General features: G+C 72.8%; 19 protein-coding genes and 1 tRNA gene. 17 read left to right on the plus strand and 3 right to left on the minus strand.

The genetic code is table 11. The features are described 5' to 3' along the window. Window positions 1-15: 15 nt before the first annotated feature. Window positions 16-1,017: a hypothetical protein gene (locus tag ACF1ED_RS19745; RefSeq protein WP_391762088.1), complete on the plus strand. Its 1,002-nt coding sequence runs from the start codon at window positions 16-18 to the stop codon at window positions 1,015-1,017. After that, window positions 1,014-3,824 carry a stealth conserved region 3 domain-containing protein gene (locus ACF1ED_RS19750; RefSeq protein ID WP_391762090.1) on the plus strand — a complete coding sequence of 937 codons (2,811 nt, stop codon included), beginning with the start codon at window positions 1,014-1,016 and terminating at the stop codon, window positions 3,822-3,824. Before ACF1ED_RS19745 ends, ACF1ED_RS19750 begins: the two co-directional genes overlap by 4 nt. 85 nt (window positions 3,825-3,909) lie before the next feature. Here the strand turns inward: ACF1ED_RS19750 and ACF1ED_RS19755 are convergent, their stop codons facing one another. Next, on the minus strand, window positions 3,910-5,643 hold the full coding sequence (locus ACF1ED_RS19755; protein WP_391762091.1) for a stealth family protein: 1,734 nt from the start codon (window positions 5,641-5,643) through the stop codon (window positions 3,910-3,912). Window positions 5,644-5,783: 140 nt separating this feature from the next. On the opposite strand from ACF1ED_RS19755, the gene galE reads away from it, so the two are divergent. The 7 genes from galE to ACF1ED_RS19790 all read left to right on the plus strand — a co-directional run bounded on the left by galE (window position 5,784) and on the right by ACF1ED_RS19790 (window position 12,755). Continuing rightward, a complete protein-coding gene (gene galE / locus ACF1ED_RS19760; protein WP_391762093.1) occupies window positions 5,784-6,770 on the plus strand; it encodes a UDP-glucose 4-epimerase GalE in 987 nt (328 codons plus the stop codon). 116 nt (window positions 6,771-6,886) lie between these two features. After that, the gene (locus tag ACF1ED_RS19765) at window positions 6,887-7,351 is read left to right on the plus strand and encodes a GtrA family protein (RefSeq protein ID WP_391762095.1); all 465 of its coding nucleotides are present in this window, start codon (window positions 6,887-6,889) and stop codon (window positions 7,349-7,351) included. 95 nt (window positions 7,352-7,446) lie between these two features. Beyond that, window positions 7,447-8,628 carry a glutamate 5-kinase gene (gene proB / locus ACF1ED_RS19770; protein ID WP_391762404.1) on the plus strand — a complete coding sequence of 394 codons (1,182 nt, stop codon included), beginning with the start codon at window positions 7,447-7,449 and terminating at the stop codon, window positions 8,626-8,628. A gap of 260 nt (window positions 8,629-8,888) precedes the next feature. After that, a complete protein-coding gene (locus ACF1ED_RS19775) occupies window positions 8,889-9,395 on the plus strand; it encodes a hypothetical protein (RefSeq protein ID WP_391762097.1) in 507 nt (168 codons plus the stop codon). Window positions 9,396-9,524: 129 nt separating this feature from the next. Beyond that, window positions 9,525-10,808, plus strand: coding sequence for a glutamate-5-semialdehyde dehydrogenase (locus tag ACF1ED_RS19780; protein ID WP_391762099.1), 1,284 nt, complete (start codon window positions 9,525-9,527; stop codon window positions 10,806-10,808). 88 nt (window positions 10,809-10,896) lie between these two features. Beyond that, window positions 10,897-11,538: a hypothetical protein gene (locus ACF1ED_RS19785; protein ID WP_391762101.1), complete on the plus strand. Its 642-nt coding sequence runs from the start codon at window positions 10,897-10,899 to the stop codon at window positions 11,536-11,538. Between the two features lie 134 nt (window positions 11,539-11,672). Then, window positions 11,673-12,755: a hypothetical protein gene (locus ACF1ED_RS19790; protein WP_391762103.1), complete on the plus strand. Its 1,083-nt coding sequence runs from the start codon at window positions 11,673-11,675 to the stop codon at window positions 12,753-12,755. A gap of 14 nt (window positions 12,756-12,769) precedes the next feature. Here ACF1ED_RS19790 and ACF1ED_RS19795 read toward each other — a convergent pair whose 3' ends face one another. Next, on the minus strand, window positions 12,770-13,885 hold the full coding sequence (locus ACF1ED_RS19795; RefSeq protein ID WP_391762105.1) for a M48 family metallopeptidase: 1,116 nt from the start codon (window positions 13,883-13,885) through the stop codon (window positions 12,770-12,772). Window positions 13,886-14,018: 133 nt separating this feature from the next. Between ACF1ED_RS19795 and ACF1ED_RS19800 the strand changes: the two genes are divergently transcribed. The 8 genes from ACF1ED_RS19800 to ACF1ED_RS19835 all read left to right on the plus strand — a co-directional run bounded on the left by ACF1ED_RS19800 (window position 14,019) and on the right by ACF1ED_RS19835 (window position 18,591). Further along, window positions 14,019-14,243: a hypothetical protein gene (locus ACF1ED_RS19800; RefSeq protein ID WP_391762425.1), complete on the plus strand. Its 225-nt coding sequence runs from the start codon at window positions 14,019-14,021 to the stop codon at window positions 14,241-14,243. 85 nt (window positions 14,244-14,328) lie between these two features. Next, window positions 14,329-14,493 carry a hypothetical protein gene (locus ACF1ED_RS19805; RefSeq protein WP_189847634.1) on the plus strand — a complete coding sequence of 55 codons (165 nt, stop codon included), beginning with the start codon at window positions 14,329-14,331 and terminating at the stop codon, window positions 14,491-14,493. Window positions 14,494-14,557: 64 nt separating this feature from the next. Next, on the plus strand, window positions 14,558-15,178 hold the full coding sequence (nadD, locus tag ACF1ED_RS19810; protein WP_043221513.1) for a nicotinate-nucleotide adenylyltransferase: 621 nt from the start codon (window positions 14,558-14,560) through the stop codon (window positions 15,176-15,178). Between the two features lie 19 nt (window positions 15,179-15,197). Then, window positions 15,198-16,898: an LCP family protein gene (locus tag ACF1ED_RS19815; protein ID WP_391762108.1), complete on the plus strand. Its 1,701-nt coding sequence runs from the start codon at window positions 15,198-15,200 to the stop codon at window positions 16,896-16,898. 69 nt (window positions 16,899-16,967) lie between these two features. After that, on the plus strand, window positions 16,968-17,411 hold the full coding sequence (rsfS, locus tag ACF1ED_RS19820; RefSeq protein WP_391762110.1) for a ribosome silencing factor: 444 nt from the start codon (window positions 16,968-16,970) through the stop codon (window positions 17,409-17,411). Beyond that, the gene (locus ACF1ED_RS19825) at window positions 17,408-18,061 is read left to right on the plus strand and encodes a histidine phosphatase family protein (protein WP_391762406.1); all 654 of its coding nucleotides are present in this window, start codon (window positions 17,408-17,410) and stop codon (window positions 18,059-18,061) included. Before rsfS ends, ACF1ED_RS19825 begins: the two co-directional genes overlap by 4 nt. Window positions 18,062-18,157: 96 nt before the next feature. Further along, a tRNA-Ala gene (locus ACF1ED_RS19830) sits at window positions 18,158-18,230 on the plus strand. 127 nt (window positions 18,231-18,357) lie between these two features. Further along, window positions 18,358-18,591 carry a hypothetical protein gene (locus tag ACF1ED_RS19835; protein ID WP_030494108.1) on the plus strand — a complete coding sequence of 78 codons (234 nt, stop codon included), beginning with the start codon at window positions 18,358-18,360 and terminating at the stop codon, window positions 18,589-18,591. Here the strand turns inward: ACF1ED_RS19835 and ACF1ED_RS19840 are convergent. Beyond that, complete coding sequence (locus tag ACF1ED_RS19840) at window positions 18,570-19,889, minus strand: glycosyltransferase 87 family protein (protein WP_391762112.1); 1,320 nt, start codon at window positions 19,887-19,889, stop codon at window positions 18,570-18,572. The genes ACF1ED_RS19835 and ACF1ED_RS19840 overlap by 22 nt on opposite strands. Between the last annotated feature and the right edge of the window lie 88 nt (window positions 19,890-19,977).

Genomic DNA, 19,977 nt, shown 5'->3' on the forward strand with positions numbered 1-19,977 from the left:
GAAGCCGGGATCGCTGTGAGTGACTCACTGCTGCCCTATGCGGTGGGCGCTGCCAAGCGTGCTCGCAAGGCCGCCGTCCGCATGCGGCGTCGCGTCGAGCGACTGCACACCGTCCCGGCCCTCGGCGGCGGGCTCCGGCCCCGCGCCCACATCAGGCCCGTCCACTTCTCGATCTCCGGCGGCCGGACGCTGAACTTCGCCGTCGCGGTCGCCCGCGGCCGGGCCGCCTCCGCCGTGCTCGTCCTCACCCACGGCTCCCACCGCGTCGAGCTGCCGCTCGACGTCGAGCCGCAGACCGACGGCACGGCCCTGCTCACCACGACGGCGCCGCTGCGCTACGACACCCCCTCGGAGACCGGCCGCCGCGGACCGGTGCTGACCAGCGGCCTGTGGAAGCTCACCCTGCTCCTCACGGACCCGCAGGGCGAGGAGCACCGGGTCGCGATCGCCGCCTTCGCCGAGCCGGCCGCCGACGGCCCGACCCGCGTCTACTCGCCGTCCCCGACGAGCGGCGCCCTCTTCCGCATCGTCCGCTCCGTCGACGGCTTCGCGCTGATCAAGGTCCGCGCCCCGCGCCGGCACGCCGAGTTCACCGACTTCGAGCTGCGCTGGGACCGGATGACCGTGCACGGCCGGGTCTACGGCTTCGCCGCCGAGGACGCGCGCGGCAAGGCCGAGGCGGTGCTGCGGCGCGGCGGCGGCAGCCCCGTCTCCGTCACTCCGGAGTGGGACGGCGACCGGTTCCGGTTCGACGTCCCCTTCGACCGGATGGGTGGAGTCGACCACGCCCGGGTCTGGGAGCTCTTCGTGCGGGCCGGGGGGCAGCGGCTCAAGATCGCCCGGCAGTTCACGGACGTCCGTTACCCCCGGCGGGTCTTCCGCACTCCCATTCGCATCATCGCCCTCGGCAACGGCTCCCTCGTGCGGGTGCACGCTTATGTCGCGGGGGCCGGCGCGCTGGTCGTCAGCTGCGTCGATGTCATACCCGTGTCCCCCCGCACAGAGGAAGTCGCATGAAGATCACGTTTCTGCTCACCTGGGGTGACGAGATGGGCGGAACGGAGATGGCCGCCTACACCCAGGCGATCCATCTCGCGCCCCGGCACGAGGTCGAGGTCCTCAGCGTCTTCAAGACCCGCGACGAGCCCTTCTTCGCCGCGGCCAAGAAGGTCAAGCGGCGCTATCTGATCGACCGGACCGGCGCGGTCGAGCGCCCCGTCCGGGAGTCCGTCCTGGACGCGGCGGCGTGCCGCACCCTGGCCTCCCTGCCGAGCGAGATCATCAAGCCGTCCTGGGAGTCCACCTTCGACCGGCTCTCCGACATCGAGATGACCCGGGAGCTCGGCTCCCTGGACACCGACGTGCTCGTGACGACCACGCCCGCCCTGATGGCCGCCGCCGCGGAGCTCGCGCCGTCCCGGGTCATCACCGTGCACCAGGAGCACCGCGCCTCCCAGCTGCGCGGCGTCTCCGGCGAGCCGCTGCTCGTCCACGGCCCGCGGATCGACGCCCTCGTCTCCCTCACCGAGCGCACCAACGACTGGTTCGCCGACTCCCTCGGCGACACCGCCCCCGAGCTGGTCGCCATCCCCAACGCGGTGCCGGACGGCTACCGCCCCCGGGCCGACCTGGAGAGCAAGACCATCGTCCTGGCTGCCCGGATGACCCCGGAGAAGCAGCTCGACCACGCGATCCACGCCTTCCACCGGGTCTCCGAGGAGTTCCCCGACTGGACGCTGCGCATCTTCGGCGACGGCCCCCAGCTGGTCCGCCTGCGCGCCCTGGTCGAGGGCCTCGGACTCCACGCCCGCGTGGAGTTCATGGGCCGGACCGACCGGATGGAGGCCGAGTGGGCCAAGGCCGCGCTGGCCCTGCTGCCCTCGCGCAACGAGGCCTTCCCGCTGGTCCTCCTGGAGGTCTTCGCCGCCGGCGTCCCCGTCGTCGCGTACGACATCGTCACCGGGCCCGCCGAGATCATCCGCCACGACGTGGACGGCCTCCTCGTCCCCTCCAAGGACATCGACTCCCTCGCCGAGGCCATGTCCCGGCTGATGGGCGACGACGACACCCGCCTCGCCTTCGGGCAGGCGGCCCGGTCCGGCGTCTACGAGCGGTTCTCCGGCGAGACGATCACCGTGCAGTGGGAGGAGCTCTTCGAGCGCCTCGTCGCGCGCCGTGACTCGCCCCAGCGCCTCGCCTCGCGGGCCGACCGCGCCGCGCTGCGCCTCGCCAAGGGCGGCACCCAGAACTTCAGCGTCGCCGCGCCCGTCACGCTGCTCCCGAACTCCGCCGACGAGCAGAAGGCGCGGGAGGTGCTGATCCAGGCGCAGAACCGCTCCCTGATCCGCTCCGCCGGCCGGCTCTCGCAGGTGAGCGACGAGATCGACGCGTCGACGATGGCGCGGACGAACCTGGAGGCCACCGCCAAGGTCTTCGAGACCGCCGGGGTCCCCTACACCTACCTGCGCACCGACAGCGTCGCCCACTTCCTCGCCGTCCCGGTCGAGGAGCGGGAGCGCGCCCTGAGCGCCCTCGCCACCGAGCTGCACGGGCAGCCCGTCTACGGCGAGCTGATCACCCCCCGCGGCGCCGCGCCCGGCGCCGTGCTGGCCGAGCGCCTCGACACCGTCGGCGAGGTCGCCGGCGTGAAGATCTTCACCCCGGTGACCAGCGGGAGCCGCACCCTGCGGTACGGCCCCGCGTACGGCTGCACCGTCGAGTTCTGGGACGAGGACGAGGACGGCTGGCGCAACAGCCCCCGCTCCACCACCCTGCTCGGCCGGCGCCTGCCGTCGCTGGAGCCGACGGCGAAGCTGGAGGTCGCGGGCCGCGACTACCCGACGCTGAGCCAGTTCACCAAGAACCTGATGTGGGACGTCGACTTCCCGATCGACGTCGTCTACACGTGGGTCGACGACACGGACCCCGCCTGGCGGGAGCGCCGCGACGCGGTGCGACGCCGGATGGACATGCCGGTCGACGACGCCGACAGCGGCGACGTCCGCTTCCGCAACCGCGACGAACTGCGGTACTCGCTGCGGTCGCTGGAGATGTTCGCGCCCTGGGTGCGGAACATCTACCTCGTCACCGACGACCAGGCGCCGGAGTGGCTCGACACCGACCAGCCGGGCATCCAGGTCGTGTCCCACAAGGACATCTTCCCGGACCCCTCCTGGCTGCCGACGTTCAACTCGCACGCGATCGAGTCGCAGCTGCACCGGATCGAGGGGCTCTCCGAGCACTTCCTGTACTTCAACGACGACGTGTTCGTCGGACGTCCGCTGCGGCCGGGCTCCTTCTTCCTGAGCAACGGCGTGGCGAAGATGTTCCGTTCGCCGACCACCGTCCCGCCGAGCCCCCCGTCGGCGGACGACGAGGGCTACTTCGCCGCCGCCAAGAACAACCGGGCCCTGCTCGAAGAGGCCTTCGGCCGGGTCGCCACGCACAGCTTCCTGCACGCGCCGCACCCGCTGCGCCGCAGTGTGCTCCAGGAGATCACCGACCGGTTCCCGGAGGAGATCGCGACGACGGCCCGCAACCCGTTCCGTGCGAACACGGACCTGTCGATCACCTCGTCGCTGCACCACCACTACGGCTACCTGACGGGCAACTCGGTGCCGTCGGCCATCTCCTGCAGCTACGTGAACGTGGGCAACTACGCCCACCACTCGGTGCTGAGCCGGCTGCTGGCCTCCCGCAGCCACGACGTGTTCTGCATCGGCGAGTCCGCGGACGCGGAGGTGCCGGTCGACGAGCAGGACCGCGTGCTGAGCGCCTTCCTCCAGGCCTACTTCCCGGTCCGCTCCCGCTTCGAGCGCGACTGACCCGGAGCGCTGCCGCGGCCCACGGGCGAAACGGGGAGGGGCGCCGGGACCACATGGTCCCGGCGCCCCTCCCCGTTTCGCCGCGCTACTTCTCGTACGGACTGGGCACCGGGAAGTACGCCTCCAGGAAGGGGGTGATCAGGTCCTTCTGCTCGCCCACCTCCTGCTCCGTGGAGACCGTGTCGTTGACGCAGAAGACGCTCTTGTCCCGCGCCGCGAGGAGCCGGCCGAGCCGGGTCTCGGTCCACGGGTGGGTCAGGTCCAGATAGGAGTACGGCAGCTGGGACGGGACCGCGCGGCCGGTGTGGAAGGCGTAGTAGTGGTGCAGCGAGGACGAGATCGAGATGTCGTCGATGCTGCGGAACCTGCTCGCCTCCGTGTGCCGGTACTCGGCGGCGAACTCCGTCTCGATCTCGGTCAGTACGGCGCGGCTCAGCGGATGCGGCATGTGCTTCATCTTCTGGACGAGGACGGCGCCGTACCGCTCCTGGATCAGGCGGCGGTTGTTCTTGCCGGCGGCGGCCACCGGCGGGTCGTCGGCGGTCCGCTCGCCGAGCGGCACCAGCGCCGGTGACGGGAAGAACTTGGTGATGCCGTTGGCGTGGAAGAAGTCGCCCGGCGTCACCTCGTTCCCGAGCATCACGTCGTCGTTGAAGTACAGGAAGTGCTCGGAGAGCCCCTCGATGTGGTGCAGCTGCGACTCGATCGCGTGCGAGTTGAAGGTCGGCAGCAGGTCGGGGGAGCGGAAGACGTCCTTGTGCGAGACGACCTTCAGGCCCGGCCGGTCCGTGTCCAGCCAGTCGGGGGTCTGGTCGTCGGTCACCAGGTAGATGTTCCGCACCCAGGGGGCGTACATGTGGAGCGAGCGCAGCGAGTAGCGGAGCTCGTCGCGGCTGAGGTAGCGGGCGGCGTTCGCCGCCTCCGCGTGGTAGCCCTCGCCGGAGAACTCGGCGCGCCGCCGCAGCCAGGCCGGGTCCGAGCCGTCCACCCAGGTGTAGACGACGTCGACCGGGAAGGTGACCTCGTCCGTGGGGACGACGGCGGTCTCCGCGCGGGCGGGGACGAGCGGGGCGCCCTCCGCACCGCGGGGCGCGAGGCTCGTGAAGTACGGCTCAGGGACGGGGACGATCTCGCCGGACGGCGGCAGCACCGTGGCGATCCGCCCGGCGCGCGGGGCGGTCAGCTGCCCCTCCTCCAACGTCCAGAACTCCACGTCGCAGCCGTACGTGTCCCCGAGCGCCAACTGGTGCGTCGGGTCCGTGTGGTACCAGGTGAGGCGCACCACGGGGGAGGTGCGCACCCGCTGCCAGCTCGCCTGCTCGAAGCCGGGCTCGGACGCGCGGGTGACGGGGTTGTTGCCGCTCACCGGCGTCACGTATCCCGGCAGCCGCCGGCAGGCCTCGGCCAGGGCGGCGAGGACGGCGTCGCGGTCCTCCTCGCGCACGGCCACGGCCGCGGCGGTCTCCGACTGGCCGCGGACGCAGAAGTGCTCGACGCCCGCCGCGGCGAGCGCCTCCAGGACGGCGTCCAGGTTGGCCCGGCGGGCCCGGAGCGGGGTGATGCCCTCGGTGACGAGCGCCACCTTCGGCTCCCGGCCGACGTTGATCACGGCGCGGTCGGCACCGGCGGTGTAGGCGCCGTAGCGCTTGGCGAGCCGGCCGCCGCGCAGCCGCTCGGCGGCCGCGGTGCCGCTGGCGATGCGCATCTTCACCTTGCGGCGCATGTCGGCGTCGACCTGCGCGACGATGGCCCGCCGCACGCGCTCCGGTACGGCTCGGCGGTAGACCCCAAGCAGCCTGGGTGCCTCGGGATTTCGCACGGCGGACGACTCCTTGAACATGACCCGACGGAAGGATGAACCCGTCCAGTATGACGCCTGGGGGAGTGACGCCCCGGGGGCCGGGGCGGGCAGCCGGTACCGTGTACCCCGGAGTTCTCAGCGAGAGGGACGAGGGGCGCATGACTTATCTGATCACCGGTGGTGCCGGATACATCGGCGCGCACGTGGTGCGCGCCATGACGGCGGCGGGCGAGCGGGTCGTGGTCCTGGACGACCTGTCCACGGGCTACGCGCACCGGCTTCCGGAGGGCGTCCCGCTGGTCGTCGGCTCCACCCTCGACCGCGAGCTGCTGGACCGGACGCTCGCCGAGCACGGCGTCACCGGCGTCGTCCACCTCGCCGCGAAGAAGCAGGTCGGCGAGTCCGTCGAGCTGCCGCTGCACTACTACCGCGAGAACGTCGTCGGGCTCACCGTCCTCCTGGAGGCGGTCGCCGCGGCCGGCGTGCGCAACTTCCTCTTCTCCTCCTCCGCCGCCGTGTACGGCATGCCGGACGTCGACCTCGTCACCGAGGAGACCCCGTGCGCGCCGCTCAGCCCGTACGGCGAGACCAAGCTGGTCGGCGAGTGGCTGGTCCGCGCGGCCGGCCAGGCGCACGGCATCGCCACCGCCTGCCTGCGGTACTTCAACGTGGCCGGCGCGGCCACCCCCGAGCTCGCCGACACCGGCGTCTTCAACCTGGTGCCGATGGTCTTCGAGCGGCTCGACGCCGGCGAGGCCCCCCGGATCTTCGGCGACGACTACGCCACCCCGGACGGCACCTGCATCCGCGACTACATCCACGTAGAGGACCTCGCGGACGCCCACCTCGTGGCCGCCCGCAAGCTCTCCGAGTGGGCCGAGGCCGGCGAGCCGCGCGACCTCACCGTCAACATCGGCCGCGGCGAGGGCGTCTCCGTCACCGAGATGGTCGCCCTGATCAACGAGATCACCGGGCACACCACCGAGCCCCTCGTCACCCCGCGCCGCCCCGGCGACCCGGCCCGCGTCGTCGCCTCCGCCGACCGCATCGCCGCCGAGCTGGGCTGGAAGGCCCGGTACGACGTCCGCGACATGATCGACTCCGCCTGGACGGGCTGGACCGCCCGCCGCGGCGCGGCCGTCTAGGACCGGCCAGAAGCACCGCACGGCCCCCTCGCACATCGCGTACGAGGGGGCCGTTCGCCGTGCGGGCGTCGCCCCCGCGGCACGCCCCGTTCATCTCCCGGCGATCTGATGGGCCCATGCGAGACCAGCTCGGCCAGATCATCCGCTTCGGCGTGGTGGGCGGGATCAACACCGGCACCTTCTTCGGCTGCTACCTGCTGCTCCACCCCTGGATGCCGTACTTCGCCGCGTACACCCTCGCCTTCCTGCTCAGCATGGTGGGCTCCTTCTTCCTCAACACCTACTTCACCTACCGCACCCGCCCCACCTGGAAGAAGTTCGCCCTCTTCCCCCTCACCAACGTCACCAACTACGCGGTGCAGAGCGCCGGCCTGTACGCGCTCGTCACCTGGGCCGGAACGGACGACCGGATCGCGCCACTCGTGGCCGCCGTCGTCGCCATCCCCTTCACGTACGTGATCTCCCGCCGGATCCTGGTCAGCCGGGGCCCCGGGACCGGGGGCGGGGCAGGGGGCGGCGGCCCGCGGAGCGGCGGTCCGGAGAACGGAATGGGCGAGCGGCAGCCGTCCCGGCTCGCGTAGATTGCCCCTCGCGACCGTGCCGGGAGCGCACGGCGCCAGAACAGCGAGTGAGGACGGCGCAGGTGGCGACGGAGATGGCGACGGTGCAGCAGGACATGAACCGACAGGACGCGACCGCCCCGACCGCCCCGGCCCCGCCGACCGCGACCGCGCCGTCCGTGACCCGCCCCTTCGTCACCGAGGCGCGCCGGATCGTCGTCAAGGTCGGCTCCTCCTCCCTCACCACCGCGGCCGGCGGCCTCGACGCCGACCGGGTCGACGCCCTCGTCGACGTCCTGGCCAAGGTCCGCAGCGGCGGCGAGAAGGAGATCGTCCTGGTCTCCTCCGGCGCCATCGCCGCCGGCCTTGCCCCGCTCGGCCTCACCCGCCGCCCCAAGGACCTGGCCCGCCAGCAGGCCGCCGCCAGCGTCGGCCAGGGGCTGCTCGTCGCCCGCTACACCGCCTCCTTCGCCCGCTACGGCGTCCGCGTCGGCCAGGTGCTGCTCACCACCGACGACACCAGCCGCCGCGCCCACTACCGCAACGCCTACCGCACCCTCGACCAGCTCCTCGCCATGGGCGCGCTGCCGGTCGTCAACGAGAACGACACCGTCGCCACCGACGAGATCCGCTTCGGCGACAACGACCGGCTCGCCGCCCTCGTCGCCCACCTCGTCCGCGCCGACCTCCTCGTCCTCCTCTCCGACGTCGACGGCCTCTACGACGGCGACCCCGCCAAGCCCGGCACCTCCCGGATCGCCGAGGTCACCGGCCCGGAGTCGATCGCCCACGTCGAGATCGGCTCCGCCGGCAAGGCCGGCGTCGGCACCGGCGGCATGGTCACCAAGGTCGAGGCCGCCCGGATCGCCGCCGCCGCCGGCATCCCCGTCGTCCTCACCTCCGCCAGCCGCGCCGCCGACGCCCTCGCCGGCCGCGACACCGGCACCTACTTCCAGCGGACCGGCCGCCGCTCCGCCGACCGCCTCCTCTGGCTCGCCCACGCCTCCACCCCGCAGGGCTCCCTCGGGCTCGACGACGGGGCCGTCCGGGCCGTCGTCGAGGGCAAGAAGTCACTGCTCGCCGCCGGCATCGCCGCCGTCGAGGGCGACTTCGTCGCCGGCGACCCGGTCGAGCTCCGCGACTCCGCCGGCTGCCCCGTCGCCCGCGGCCTCGTCAACTTCGACGCCAAGGAACTCCCCCGGATGCTGGGCCGCTCCACCCACGAACTCGCCAGGGAACTCGGGCCCGAGTACGAGCGCGAGGTCGTCCACCGCGACGACCTCGTCGTCCTCGGCTGAAACCCGGCGCCCCGGGCGGCGCCGGGCCGCTCCCGCCCGGGGACCGGAGCGGGCCCCGTACGGGAACCCATATGGGAACCCATACGGAAACCCGTACGGACGCCTTGCGAAACCGCCGCCGAAACGGCTGAAACTCCTGCCATCCGGAAGGGACCTTTACCAAAACCGCCCCATGCGGCGGCTCGGACTGGTCAACTTTGTCTCGGGGGTAACGAGCAACGCGGGGTACAGCACCACACGCATCACACAGGAGGCCGCCGGTGAGACGAGCGCGCCCAGGGGCACTGCCCCGCGGGACGGCCGAACGCGCCCTGACGAGTGTCGAGGCCGGAGCCGACTTCGACGCCGCACGGGACAGGGCCACGGAAGGCAGGGGCACAGCAGCCGAGACGGGCACACGGGACGGCGGCGCGGGGGAGCGCCCCCTGTCCAAGCTGTGGCACGTCACCCTCAGCGTGTCCGGCGTCGAGTCACCGCTGAAGGAGGTACGGCGCGGGCTCGAACAGCTCGCCCACGACCACCCCTTCCTGCTGACCAGCCGCTACGCCAACGACCACGCCGAGATCCGGTACTGGGAGGAGGCCCGCGACCTGCACGACGCGGCCGCCGTCGCCCTCCGGCTCTGGGGCGAGCACCGGCAGACCGCGAAGCTCCCGCCCTGGGAGATCGTCGGCCTGGAGGTCATCGACCGGGAGACCTACCACCAGCGGATCGCGGAGGGCTACGGCCCGCCGCCGGCCGCCCCGGTCGGAGTCCACCCCTACTGACCCGCCGGGGCCCGGATCCTGACGGGCCGGGCCCCCGCGGTCCGTACGGTGGCACGGGCGCGTCTCGCACTGCGGGATGCGCCCGTCGTACGTGCGGGGCCGGACCGCCCGGCCCAGTACCCTGCGGGCATGACCTCGCTCACGCCCCTCGACAACCTGACCCCGGTCACCCGGGCCGCCTACCAGGCCCGTGGCGCCGCCGCACAGATCGCGCCACTGCCGCGCTCGGCCAAGGACGCCGCCCTCCTCGCCATCGCGGACGCGCTCGAAGTCCGCACCGCCGAGATCGTCGAGGCCAACGCCGAGGACATCGCCAAGGCCCGTGAGGCCGGCACCAGCGAGTCGATCATCGACCGGCTCACCCTCACCCCCGAGCGGGTCCGCGCCATCGCCGCCGACGTCCGCGACGTCGCCGCCCTGCCCGACCCGGTCGGCGAGGTCGTCCGCGGCTCCACCCTCCCCAACGGACTCGACCTCCGCCAGGTCCGCGTCCCCCTCGGCGTCGTCGGCATCATCTACGAGGCCCGCCCCAACGTCACCGTCGACGCCGCCGCCCTCTGCCTCAAGGCCGGCAACGCCGTCCTGCTCCGCGGCTCCTCCTCGGCCTACGCCTCCAACGCCGCCCTCGTCACGGTCCTGCGCGACGCCATCGGCGGCGCCGGACTGCCCGCCGACGCGATCCAGCTCGTCCCCGGCGAGTCCCGCGACTCCGTCCGCGAGCTGATGCGCGCCCGCGGCCTGGTCGACGTCCTCATCCCGCGCGGCGGCGCCTCCCTCATCCGCACCGTCGTCGAGGAGTCCACCGTCCCGGTCATCGAGACCGGCACCGGCAACTGCCACGTCTACGTCGACGCCGACGCCGACCTCGACATGGCCGTCGACATCCTCGTCAACTCCAAGGCCCAGCGGGTCAGCGTCTGCAACAGCGCCGAGACCCTCCTGGTCCACCAGGCGATCGCCGACGCCTTCCTGCCCCGCGCCCTCGACGCGCTGGCCGAGGCGGGCGTCACCGTCCACGCCGACGAGCGGGTCCTCGCCCGCGCCGGGAGCACCAAGGCCACCGTCGTCCCGGCCACCGCCGAGGACTGGGAGACCGAGTACCTCTCCCACGACATCGCCGCCGCCGTGGTCGACTCCCTCGACAAGGCCGTCGAGCACATCCGCACGTGGACCTCCGGCCACACCGAGGCCATCGTCACCACCTCGCAGGCCGCCGCCCGCCGCTTCACCCAGCTGGTCGACTCCACCACGGTCGCCGTGAACGCCTCCACCCGCTTCACGGACGGCGGACAGTTCGGCTTCGGCGCGGAGATCGGCATCTCCACCCAGAAGCTCCACGCCCGCGGCCCCATGGGCCTTCCGGAGCTCACCTCCACCAAGTACATCGTGACCGGCGACGGTCACATCCGGTAACACCATCCCGCACACCTCCTTTCGGTACGGGCGGGGAGACTTCGCACTCTCCCTGCCCAAAACCACATCGTCGGTCTACTCTGAATCCGTGCCGGACGACGTGGGGGGCAGGCCGTCCCCGAACGGCTGGGAGCCCGACGACGAGCGCGGAGGCGCCGACGAGGGCCGCTGGGACGTGGTCCTGGACGAGGAGTTCGTCCGGGCCGCGGCCGTCCACGAGCCGACGGCCGTCGAGCGGCTCCTCGCCGCGGCCCAGGCCCGCGCCGAAGCCGAATCCGCCCGCGCCCGGGCCCTCCGGTCCGCCGGCGACGACGACCTCTACGACGAGAGCCGCGACCCCGTCGGCCTCACCTACGAGCCCGACGACATCGGCGACGACGCCAGCCCCTACGGCCGCCACGGCGGCGCCCTGCGCCCCTACCGGGGCAGCGCCCGCTGGCACCGGCCCGTCGCCTGGCTCCTCGCCCTCCTCATGGGCATCGGCATGGTGGCCCTCGCCTTCAGCGCCGTCTACCGCGGAGCCGCCGCCAACCGGCAGGACCAGGTCCCCCCGGCCTCCACCGGAGTCGACCAGCCCAACCCGGGCCCGCCCGCCGCCTCACCGGTCGCCGGGCCCCCGGTGCCCGTCCTCACCGGCACCCCGGCCACCGCCGCCCCGCCGGCTTCCGCCCGCCCGCCGGCCGAAGGACGGACGCTCCCGCCGTCCTCCGTCGCGCCCCGCACGCCCTGACACCACCCGCACGCCCTGACACCACCCGGACGGCCGCCCCCGCCGCCGGGACCGTCACTCCGACGGCGGAAAACTTCCGAACTTGTCGTGTACCTGGGCGTTTACCGAAGCCCCCGCCGACCTACCCTGAAGGTATGGCAGGGCGTGGCGACCCGCCTGAGGGGACCCCCGAGGGGCTCCCCGGCGGTGAGGACGAGTACCGAGCCGTCGTCTTCGACGAGGCGTTCGTCCGCGCTGCCCACCTCCAGGAGTTCTCGGCACGGGAACGGATGGGCGAGCACGCGCTCGCCGTCCGCGACCGCCCCGGCCCGGCCGGCCGCCGCCCCGGCTCCGGACAGGCCCTCCTCCTGGTCCTACTGGTCCTCCTCGCCTTCGGCACGGCCGTGTACCTCGGCCTGCGCAACCCCTACCAGCCGCCGCTCGACCAGCGCGCCGAGCCGCTGCGGACCACCGTCGTCCCGCTCGCCCCGCAGGGCCCCGTCCCCGGCGGCGACCCGGCCCGGCTCCTCGCCCGCAGCCCCGCCGCCGAGTACCGCACCGGCGCCGCCGGCATCAACCTCCCGGTCGCCGCCCGCACCACCCACTTCTCCGAGGGCCAGGTCGTCACCGCCCTCAGCATCGCCAAGGACTACCTGGTCGCCTCCTCCCTGGAGCCCGACGTCCTCGCGGGCCGGACCGTCCGGCCCGCCCGCCTGCTGCTCGACCCCGATCAGCTCGCCCAGTTCGACCGCAGCGTCGAATCACCCGCCGACGACGGCCGGCACGCCCTCGCCGCCTGGGTCGTCCGCTTCGACCCCCGCCAGGTCTCCCTCGCCGAGCCCGTCCCCCGCGTCCAGGGCACCCTGCGCTTCGCCCAGGTCACCCCGGACATCCTGGACGTCACCGCCGACCACACCTTCACCTACGCGCTGCGCCCCGCCGCCCGGGGCTCCGGCGAGCCCGCCGAGGCCTCCCTCTTCACGGTCCACCGCGTCCTGCACTTCCGCTTCGACCGCGAGGACCTGCGGATGCACCGGGCCGAGCTGCTGACCAGCACCGTCGAGGCCGGACCGCAGGCCTGTGGCAGCGGCACCGGCGGCGCGCTCCAGCCGCTCCTGGCCGGCGCCGAGGCCCCGGAGAGGACCGGTCCGGCCCTCACCGACCCCTACGCCGCCGACCGCTCCGGGGCCCCGGCCCTCTGCGGAGCCCTCGCCCCGGCGGCCCAGCCCAGGCCCTGACGCCCGGAGGCCGGCTACCTCTCGGAGCCCTCGCCCGGCTCCTCGCCCGTGTCCTTGCCCGAGTCCTTGCCGGGCTCCTTCGGAGCACCGCCGCCGAACACGGTCCGCAGCCGTCCGCCCAGGTCGCCCGCGAGGTCACCGGCACCGCCGGCTATGTCCCCGACGAGCTTGAACAGCGGATCCTTGCTGTCCCTCACCGTCTGCGCGTAGTGCCCGGCCGACTCCCGGAAGGAGTCCGTGACCGAGGCGTCCTTGTCCTCCGAACGCTTCGGGTAGTGGCCGTCCATCAACCGCTGGTGGTCGCGGCTCTCCGACCACTTCTTCAGCTCCGCCGCCCGCACGGTGGTGAACGGATGCGAGCGCGGCAGCACGTTGAGGATCTTCAGGACCGAATCCCGCAGGTCACCGGCCTTCTCGTACTCGTCCGCCTGGGCGAGGAAGGCGTCCACGTTCATCTCGTGCAGGTGGTTGCCGCCGGCGAGCTTCATCAGCCCCCGCATCGAGGCCCGGAGGTCCTGCCCCACCAGCAGCCCCGCCCGGTCGGCCGACAGCTCCGACTTGCGGAACCACTCGCGCAGCGCGGTCACGATCGCCATCACCGCCACGTTCCCCAGCGGGATCCAGGCCACCTTCAGCGCCACGTTCGTCAGGAAGAGCAGCACCGTCCGGTAGACCGCGTGGCCCGACAGGGCATGACCGACCTCGTGGCCGATCACCGCCCGCATCTCCTCCTCGTCGAGCAGCTCGACCAGCCCGGTCGTCAGCACGATCACTGGCTCGTCCATGCCCACGCACATCGCGTTCGGCACCGGGTTCTGCGTCACGTACATCGGCGGGACCCGGTCCAGGTCCAGGATGTAACAGGCGTCCCGCAGCATGTCGTTGAGGTGGGAGAACTGCGCGTCGCTCACCCGGACGGAGTCGGAGAGGTAGAGGAGTCTGAGGCTGCGCTCGGGCAGCAGCCCGCTCAGCGCCTTGAACACCGTGTCGAAACCGCTCAGCTTCCGCAGCGCCACCAGCGCCGAACGGTCCGCCGGGTGCTCGTAGGCCCGCGAGGAGATGCCGGGGAACCGCTTGCGCTGCCTGCCCGGCACGCCCCCCTGCTGGTTCCCGCCGTGGTTCTCGGTCATGAACGCCCCCTGCCCATCCGTACGAGTCGGTACTCGTCCCCCTGACGCGTCCCACCCTAGGCGAGGGCGCTACCGTGGGCGGAGAGCCTGTGGACAACTCGGGCCCTGTGGACAACGAGGGAGCACGCCCCGCATGCCGGACACCGCCGCGGCCACCGCCGCCCTCACCGAGATCGCCGCCGCGGCGCAGCAGGGCCCGGGCGACACCCTCCGCATCGTCCTGCTGGTCTCCATGATCGGCGGCGCCCTCCTCGCCTGGTTCCTGCTCCGCGGCTACCGGAGCGGCGAGAGCGCCGACCGGCCCGCGGACGCCCCCGCCCGAGGGGAGTCCGGGGACGCCGGGGACGCCAACGCCTGAGTCGGCGTGAGCCGGCCGGGACGGCCCGCATACGATGTGCGCGAAGTCTCCGCTCCCACCCCCGATCGGATAGGTCCTGCCGAAGATGAGCCTCCACAGCACCGCCGCCAACCTCGTCACGCTTGCCTCCGAGGGCGCCGAGCACGGTGGCAACCACGACAGCCTCAACCCGTACGTCACGGGCGGTGGCGCCTTCATCGCGCTGATGCTGCTGCTCTGGATCACCACCCGCTTCAACCGCGACCGCTGAGCCGGACGCCGACCGGGAGGCCGCTGAGCCGGCGTCCACCGCGGTGCCAGTAGGCTCTGCACGCATGGGAGAGCAGGAAGTGCCTACTGGCGGCAGCGGCAAGCGCCGCCTCGGCGTGATGGGCGGGACGTTCGACCCGATCCACCACGGACACCTGGTGGCGGCCAGCGAGGTCGCCGCCCTGTTCCACCTGGACGAGGTGGTCTTCGTACCGACCGGCGAGCCGTGGCAGAAGAGCCACAAGGCGGTGTCGCCCGCCGAGGACCGTTATCTGATGACGGTCATCGCCACGGCCTCCAACCCGCAGTTCTCGGTCAGCCGCATCGACATCGACCGCGGCGGCGCGACGTACACCATCGACACCCTGCGCGAACTGCACTCCCTCAACAGCGACGCCGACCTCTTCTTCATCACCGGCGCCGACGCGCTCTCGCAGATCCTCACCTGGCGCGACGCGGAGGAGTTCTTCTCCCTCGCCCACTTCATCGGCGTCACCCGGCCGGGCCACGACCTCACCGACGACGGACTGCCCAAGGGCGGAGTCTCCCTCGTCGAGATCCCCGCCCTCGCCATCTCGTCCACCGACTGCCGCGCACGGGTCGCGAAGGGCGACCCCGTCTGGTATCTCGTCCCGGACGGCGTGGTCCGCTACATCGACAAGCGCCAGCTGTACCGCGGCGAGTGAGTCCCGGGGAGGGGCACCGGTGAACGACCAGCAGAACCCGTACGACCCGTACTATCCGCAGCCGCAGATCATCGGCTACGACGCGTACGGGCAGCCCGTGTACCAGCAGCCGGCCCAGGCCCCCCAGCAGCCCGCGTACGACCCGTACGCGGGGCAGCAGCAGACGTCGTACGGCTACGACCCCTACGCCCAGCCCCAGGCCCCCCAGCCGCCCCAGAACCCCCAGCAGCCCGCGTACGACACCTACGCCGGCCAGCAGGGCCAGGGCTACGCCCAGCAGCCCGCCTACGACCCGTACGAGAGCTACGGCGGGCAGCAGCAGTGGCAGGCCGCCGAGCCCGCGGCGCCCGTCGCCGCCGCCCCGGCCGGCGTCCCCGGCCAGCGGCCCGCACCCGAGCCGCCCGCCGCCGCGCCCGCGGCGCCCCGCCGGGCGGAGGCCGGCGACGACCGGGAGTACCGCACCGAGCAGTTCTCCTTCATCGAGGAGCCCGACGAGGACTCCGAGGACGTCATCGACTGGCTCAAGTTCACCGAGAGCCGCTCGGAGCGCCGCGAGGAGGCCCGCCGCCGGGGCCGCAACCGGGTGATCGCCCTCGTCGTCGTCCTGGTCCTCGCCACCGTCGGCGGTGTCGGCTACCTCTGGTCCGCCGGAATGCTCCCCGGCACCGGCGACCCCGAGGAGAAGGGCCGGTCCGCCGCCGGCGGCCCGCAGCGGCGCGACACGATCGTCCTCCACCTCCACGACACCCAGGGCGGCGGCACCTCCACCGCCCTCCTCGTGGACAACTCCACCACCAAGCAGGGCACCACCGTCCTGCTGCCCAACGCCCTCGCCGTCTCCGACACCGAGGGCGCCGCCACCACCCTCGGCAAGTCCGTCGAGGAGGACGGCTCCACCGGCACCCGCGAGGCCCTCGACACCCTCCTCGGCGCCAAGATCGCGGGTACCTGGCGGCTGGACACCCCGTACCTGGAGAACCTCGTCGAGTACCTCGGCGGCATCGAGGTCGACACCGACACCGCCGTCCCCGACCCCCAGGGCAAGAAGGGCGCCGACCCGCTCGTCACCCGGGGGGAGCAGCAGACCCTTACCGGCCGCGCCGCCGTCGCCTACGCCACCTTCCGGGCCTCCGGAGAGGCCGAGGCCAAGCAGCTCCAGCGCTTCGGCCAGGTCGTCAACGGCATGCTCCGCAAGATGCCCAGCGACGCCACGAACGCCACCACCGCCGTCGAGTACCTCCAGCAGATCGCCGATCCGTCCCTCCCCGAGAAGGACCTCGGCGCCTCCCTGGCCAAGCTCGCCGAACACGCCAAGACCGGCGCCTACAAGACGGCGCTGCTGCCCGTCGGCCAGGACGGCGCGCTCGCCGAGGGCACCGGCGACAGCGTGGTCAGGGACATCCTCGGCGGCAAGGTCACCGCCCTCGACGCCGGTGGAGTGCCGCGCGTCTCGATCAAGGACGGAACCGGCGAGGACGCCGTCGAGGCGGCCAAGGTCGTCCTGGTCAACGGCGGCTACGCCTTCGTCGGCGGCAGCAGGACCGAGAGCCGGGCGAAGTCCGAGGTCGTCTACGGCGACGACGCCCAGAAGGCCACCGCCGTGGAGGTCGCCGAGACCCTCGGTCTGCCGGCCGGATCCGTCACCAAGGGCAAGCCCGCGGGCACCGCCGCCGTCACCGTCGTCCTCGGCCGGGACTACGAGATTCCGGGCGCCCCGTAAACGTTGACGGCGTCGTCGGCGGTCCGTGAGACCCTGGAGGGGTACTGGACCGCCGACGAAAGCCTGCTTGTGACCGCCACGGACCGCTCCATCGAGCTCGTCAGCACCGCCGCCCAGGCGGCGGCCGACCGGCTCGCCCACGACATCATCGCGTACGACGTCAGCGACGTGCTGTCGATCACCGACGCCTTCCTGCTCGCCTCCGCGCCCAACGACCGCCAGGTCAAGTCGATCGCCGAGGAGATCGAGGAGCGGCTCCAGAAGGAGCTCGGCGCCAAGCCGGTGCGCCGCGAGGGCGACCGCGACGCCCGCTGGATCCTCCTCGACTACGTCGACATCGTCGTCCACGTGCAGCACAGCGAGGAGCGGGTCTTCTACGCCCTGGAGCGGCTGTGGAAGGACTGCCCCGAGCTGCCCCTGCCCGAGGACGCCCTCAAGACCCGCGGCAAGGCCGCCGAGCACGCGGCGCTGACCGGCGCCGACCTCGACAGGACGGACGGTGAGCTGAGCTGAGCGCCCCCAAGACCGGCGCCGGTCGCCGCATCGTCCTGTGGCGCCACGGCCAGACCGCCTGGAACCTGGAGCGCCGCTTCCAGGGCTCGACCGACATCGAGCTCACGGAAGCCGGCGTCCACCAGGCCCGCCGGGCCGCCCGGCTGCTCGCCGCCCTCCGCCCCGACGCGATCGTGGCCTCCGACCTGAGTCGGACGGCGGCCACCGCCGCCGAGCTGGCCGCCCTCACCGGTCTGGCCGTCGCCCACGACGCCGCGCTGCGCGAGACGTACGCGGGGGAGTGGCAGGGGCTCACGCACGACGAGATCGTCGCGCGGTTCGGCGAGCAGTACGCCGCGTGGAAGCGCGGCGAGCCGGTGCGCCGGGGCGGCGGCGAGCTGGAGACCGAGGTGGCCGACCGGGCCGCCCCCGTGATCCTGGAGCACGCCGACAAGCTCCCGCAGGACGGCACCCTGGTCGTGGTCAGCCACGGCGGCACCATCCGGACCGCCATCGGGCGGCTCCTCGGCCTGGAACCCCACCACTGGGAGGGGCTGGGCGGCCTCTCCAACTGCTCCTGGTCCGTCCTCGGCGAGGGCGCGCGCGGCTGGCGCCTCCTGGAGCACAACGCCGGCTCGCTGCCCGAGCCGGTCCTCGGCGACGACACCTGACGACCCCGGACCGGGCCCCAGGGCCCGGATTTCACTTTCCGGCAGGTCACAGGCTAAAGTTCTTCTTGTTCGCAGCGCTGAGCGTGAAGAACACGAGGGGCTATAGCTCAGTTGGTAGAGCGCCTGCATGGCATGCAGGAGGTCAGGAGTTCAATTCTCCTTAGCTCCACAGTCACCGGATCCCGTCCCCCATCAGGGGGGCGGGATCTGTCGTTCTGTCACTTCTGGGCCGCCGCCCGGCCATGGCAGAATCGGACGGCCGGAGGGGGACCAGGTCCGGAGCGGGAGGGTGGCCTTTGGGTGCGCACAGGCGGAAGTGCGACTGGTGCGGCAGCGGCACGCCCATCGTGCGGGACATGGACCCCGTCAACCCCGACTACCAGTACTGGTGCGAGGAGTGCGCGCGGGCGCTGATCATAAAAGGCGACCCGATCGAGACCTACCGCGAACTCGAAGGGGAGCCGATCTACGGCCGGCTCCTCGACGAGCACTGCACCCTCAAGCGGTTCTACTCCTTCGCCACGGCCTGACGCGCGGCCGTCCGGGGCTCCCGGACGGCGCCGGCCTCCCGGGGCGCGTCCGGAGCCTTCTCGGCGCCCGTCCGGCGCGTCCGCCGCACCGCCAGCGCGTACCCGGCGAAGACCGCCGTCGCCGTGAGCGGATAGACCGCCGACAGCAGCATCTGGCCCGCGTTCTGGTCGAGTTCGGGGCGCCCCGGGTCGTGCGGCACCCACCACAGCGCGAACGACGCGAAGGCGAGCGCCACCGCGCCCGTCACCGGCCACGCGCGCGTGGCGCGGTCGTACAGCAGGATCAGCAGGGGCACGCACCAGACCCAGTGGTGGGACCAGGAGATCGGCGAGACCATCAGCGCCGTGAACGCGGTGACGACCACGGCCACCGCCTTGTCGCCGCGCACCGCCGCCCGTACCGCGAGCGCCATCGCCGCGCCGCCCAGCAGGACCGCCGCCGTCAGCCACCACAGGCCGGGCGCGTCCGTGTGCATCAGCCGGGCGAGGACGCCGCTCAGGGACTGGTTGGCGGTCTCCTCGGCGTGCCCGACCCGGCCCGTCTCGAACAGCGTCCGCGTCCAGAAGGTCTTCGAGTCCGCGGGCAGCGCCACCACCATGGCCAGCGTCGTGACCAGGAAGACGCCGGTGGCAGTCAGCGCGGTGCGCAGCCACTGGTTCATGCCCCGGTCCCGCCGCCACAGCAGCAGGCCCGCGACGAGGAGCAGCACCACGAAGAGGCCCGGTGTGAGTTTCACCGCGGTCGCCAGGCCGATGCCGAGGCCAGCCCGGCGGCTGCCCTCGCGACGGGTGAAGTCCCACAGCACGGCCACCGCGACCAGCAGGTTGATCTGCCCGTAGCGCAGGGTCGTCCACACCGGCTCGCACCAGACCACGGCCGCCGCGACCCACAGCGTCGTACGCCACAGGTCGGCCCGCCGCGCGGGCGAGGCGAGCGCCGGCCGGACCAGCTGGAGCGAGAGCCGCACCAGGCCCAGCACCAGCAGCAGGTTCCCCGCCGTGGAGAGCGTCCGCATCAGGGGGACGTCCACCAGGGTCAGCGGCAGGAACAGCACGGCGGCGAGCGGCGGATAGGTCATCGCCAGGTTCGCCGAGGTGGCGCGCATCGCGTACAGGTCGCCGCCGGCCCGCAGGGTCTCGGCCTCGGCCCGGTAGACCATCACGTCGAGCATGTTCACGTGGGCGACGCGCTGCGCCACCCAGAAGGCCGCGAACGAGACCAGACAGACCGCCGCGGCGGCGACCAGGGGCCACGGCCGGGCGCGGGACGGGGAGGGGGAAGGTGCGGAGGGGGACACAGGGGGCGACCCTACCCGGAGCCCCCGACAGGACCGGAGAAACGGATTTGGAGATCTGCCCGGCGGCCGGTTACTGTTCTGTCCGTCG

The sequence above is a fragment of the Streptomyces sp. NPDC014656 genome (assembly GCF_043084305.1).
In the GTDB taxonomy this organism is placed as follows: Bacteria; Actinomycetota; Actinomycetes; order Streptomycetales; family Streptomycetaceae; genus Streptomyces.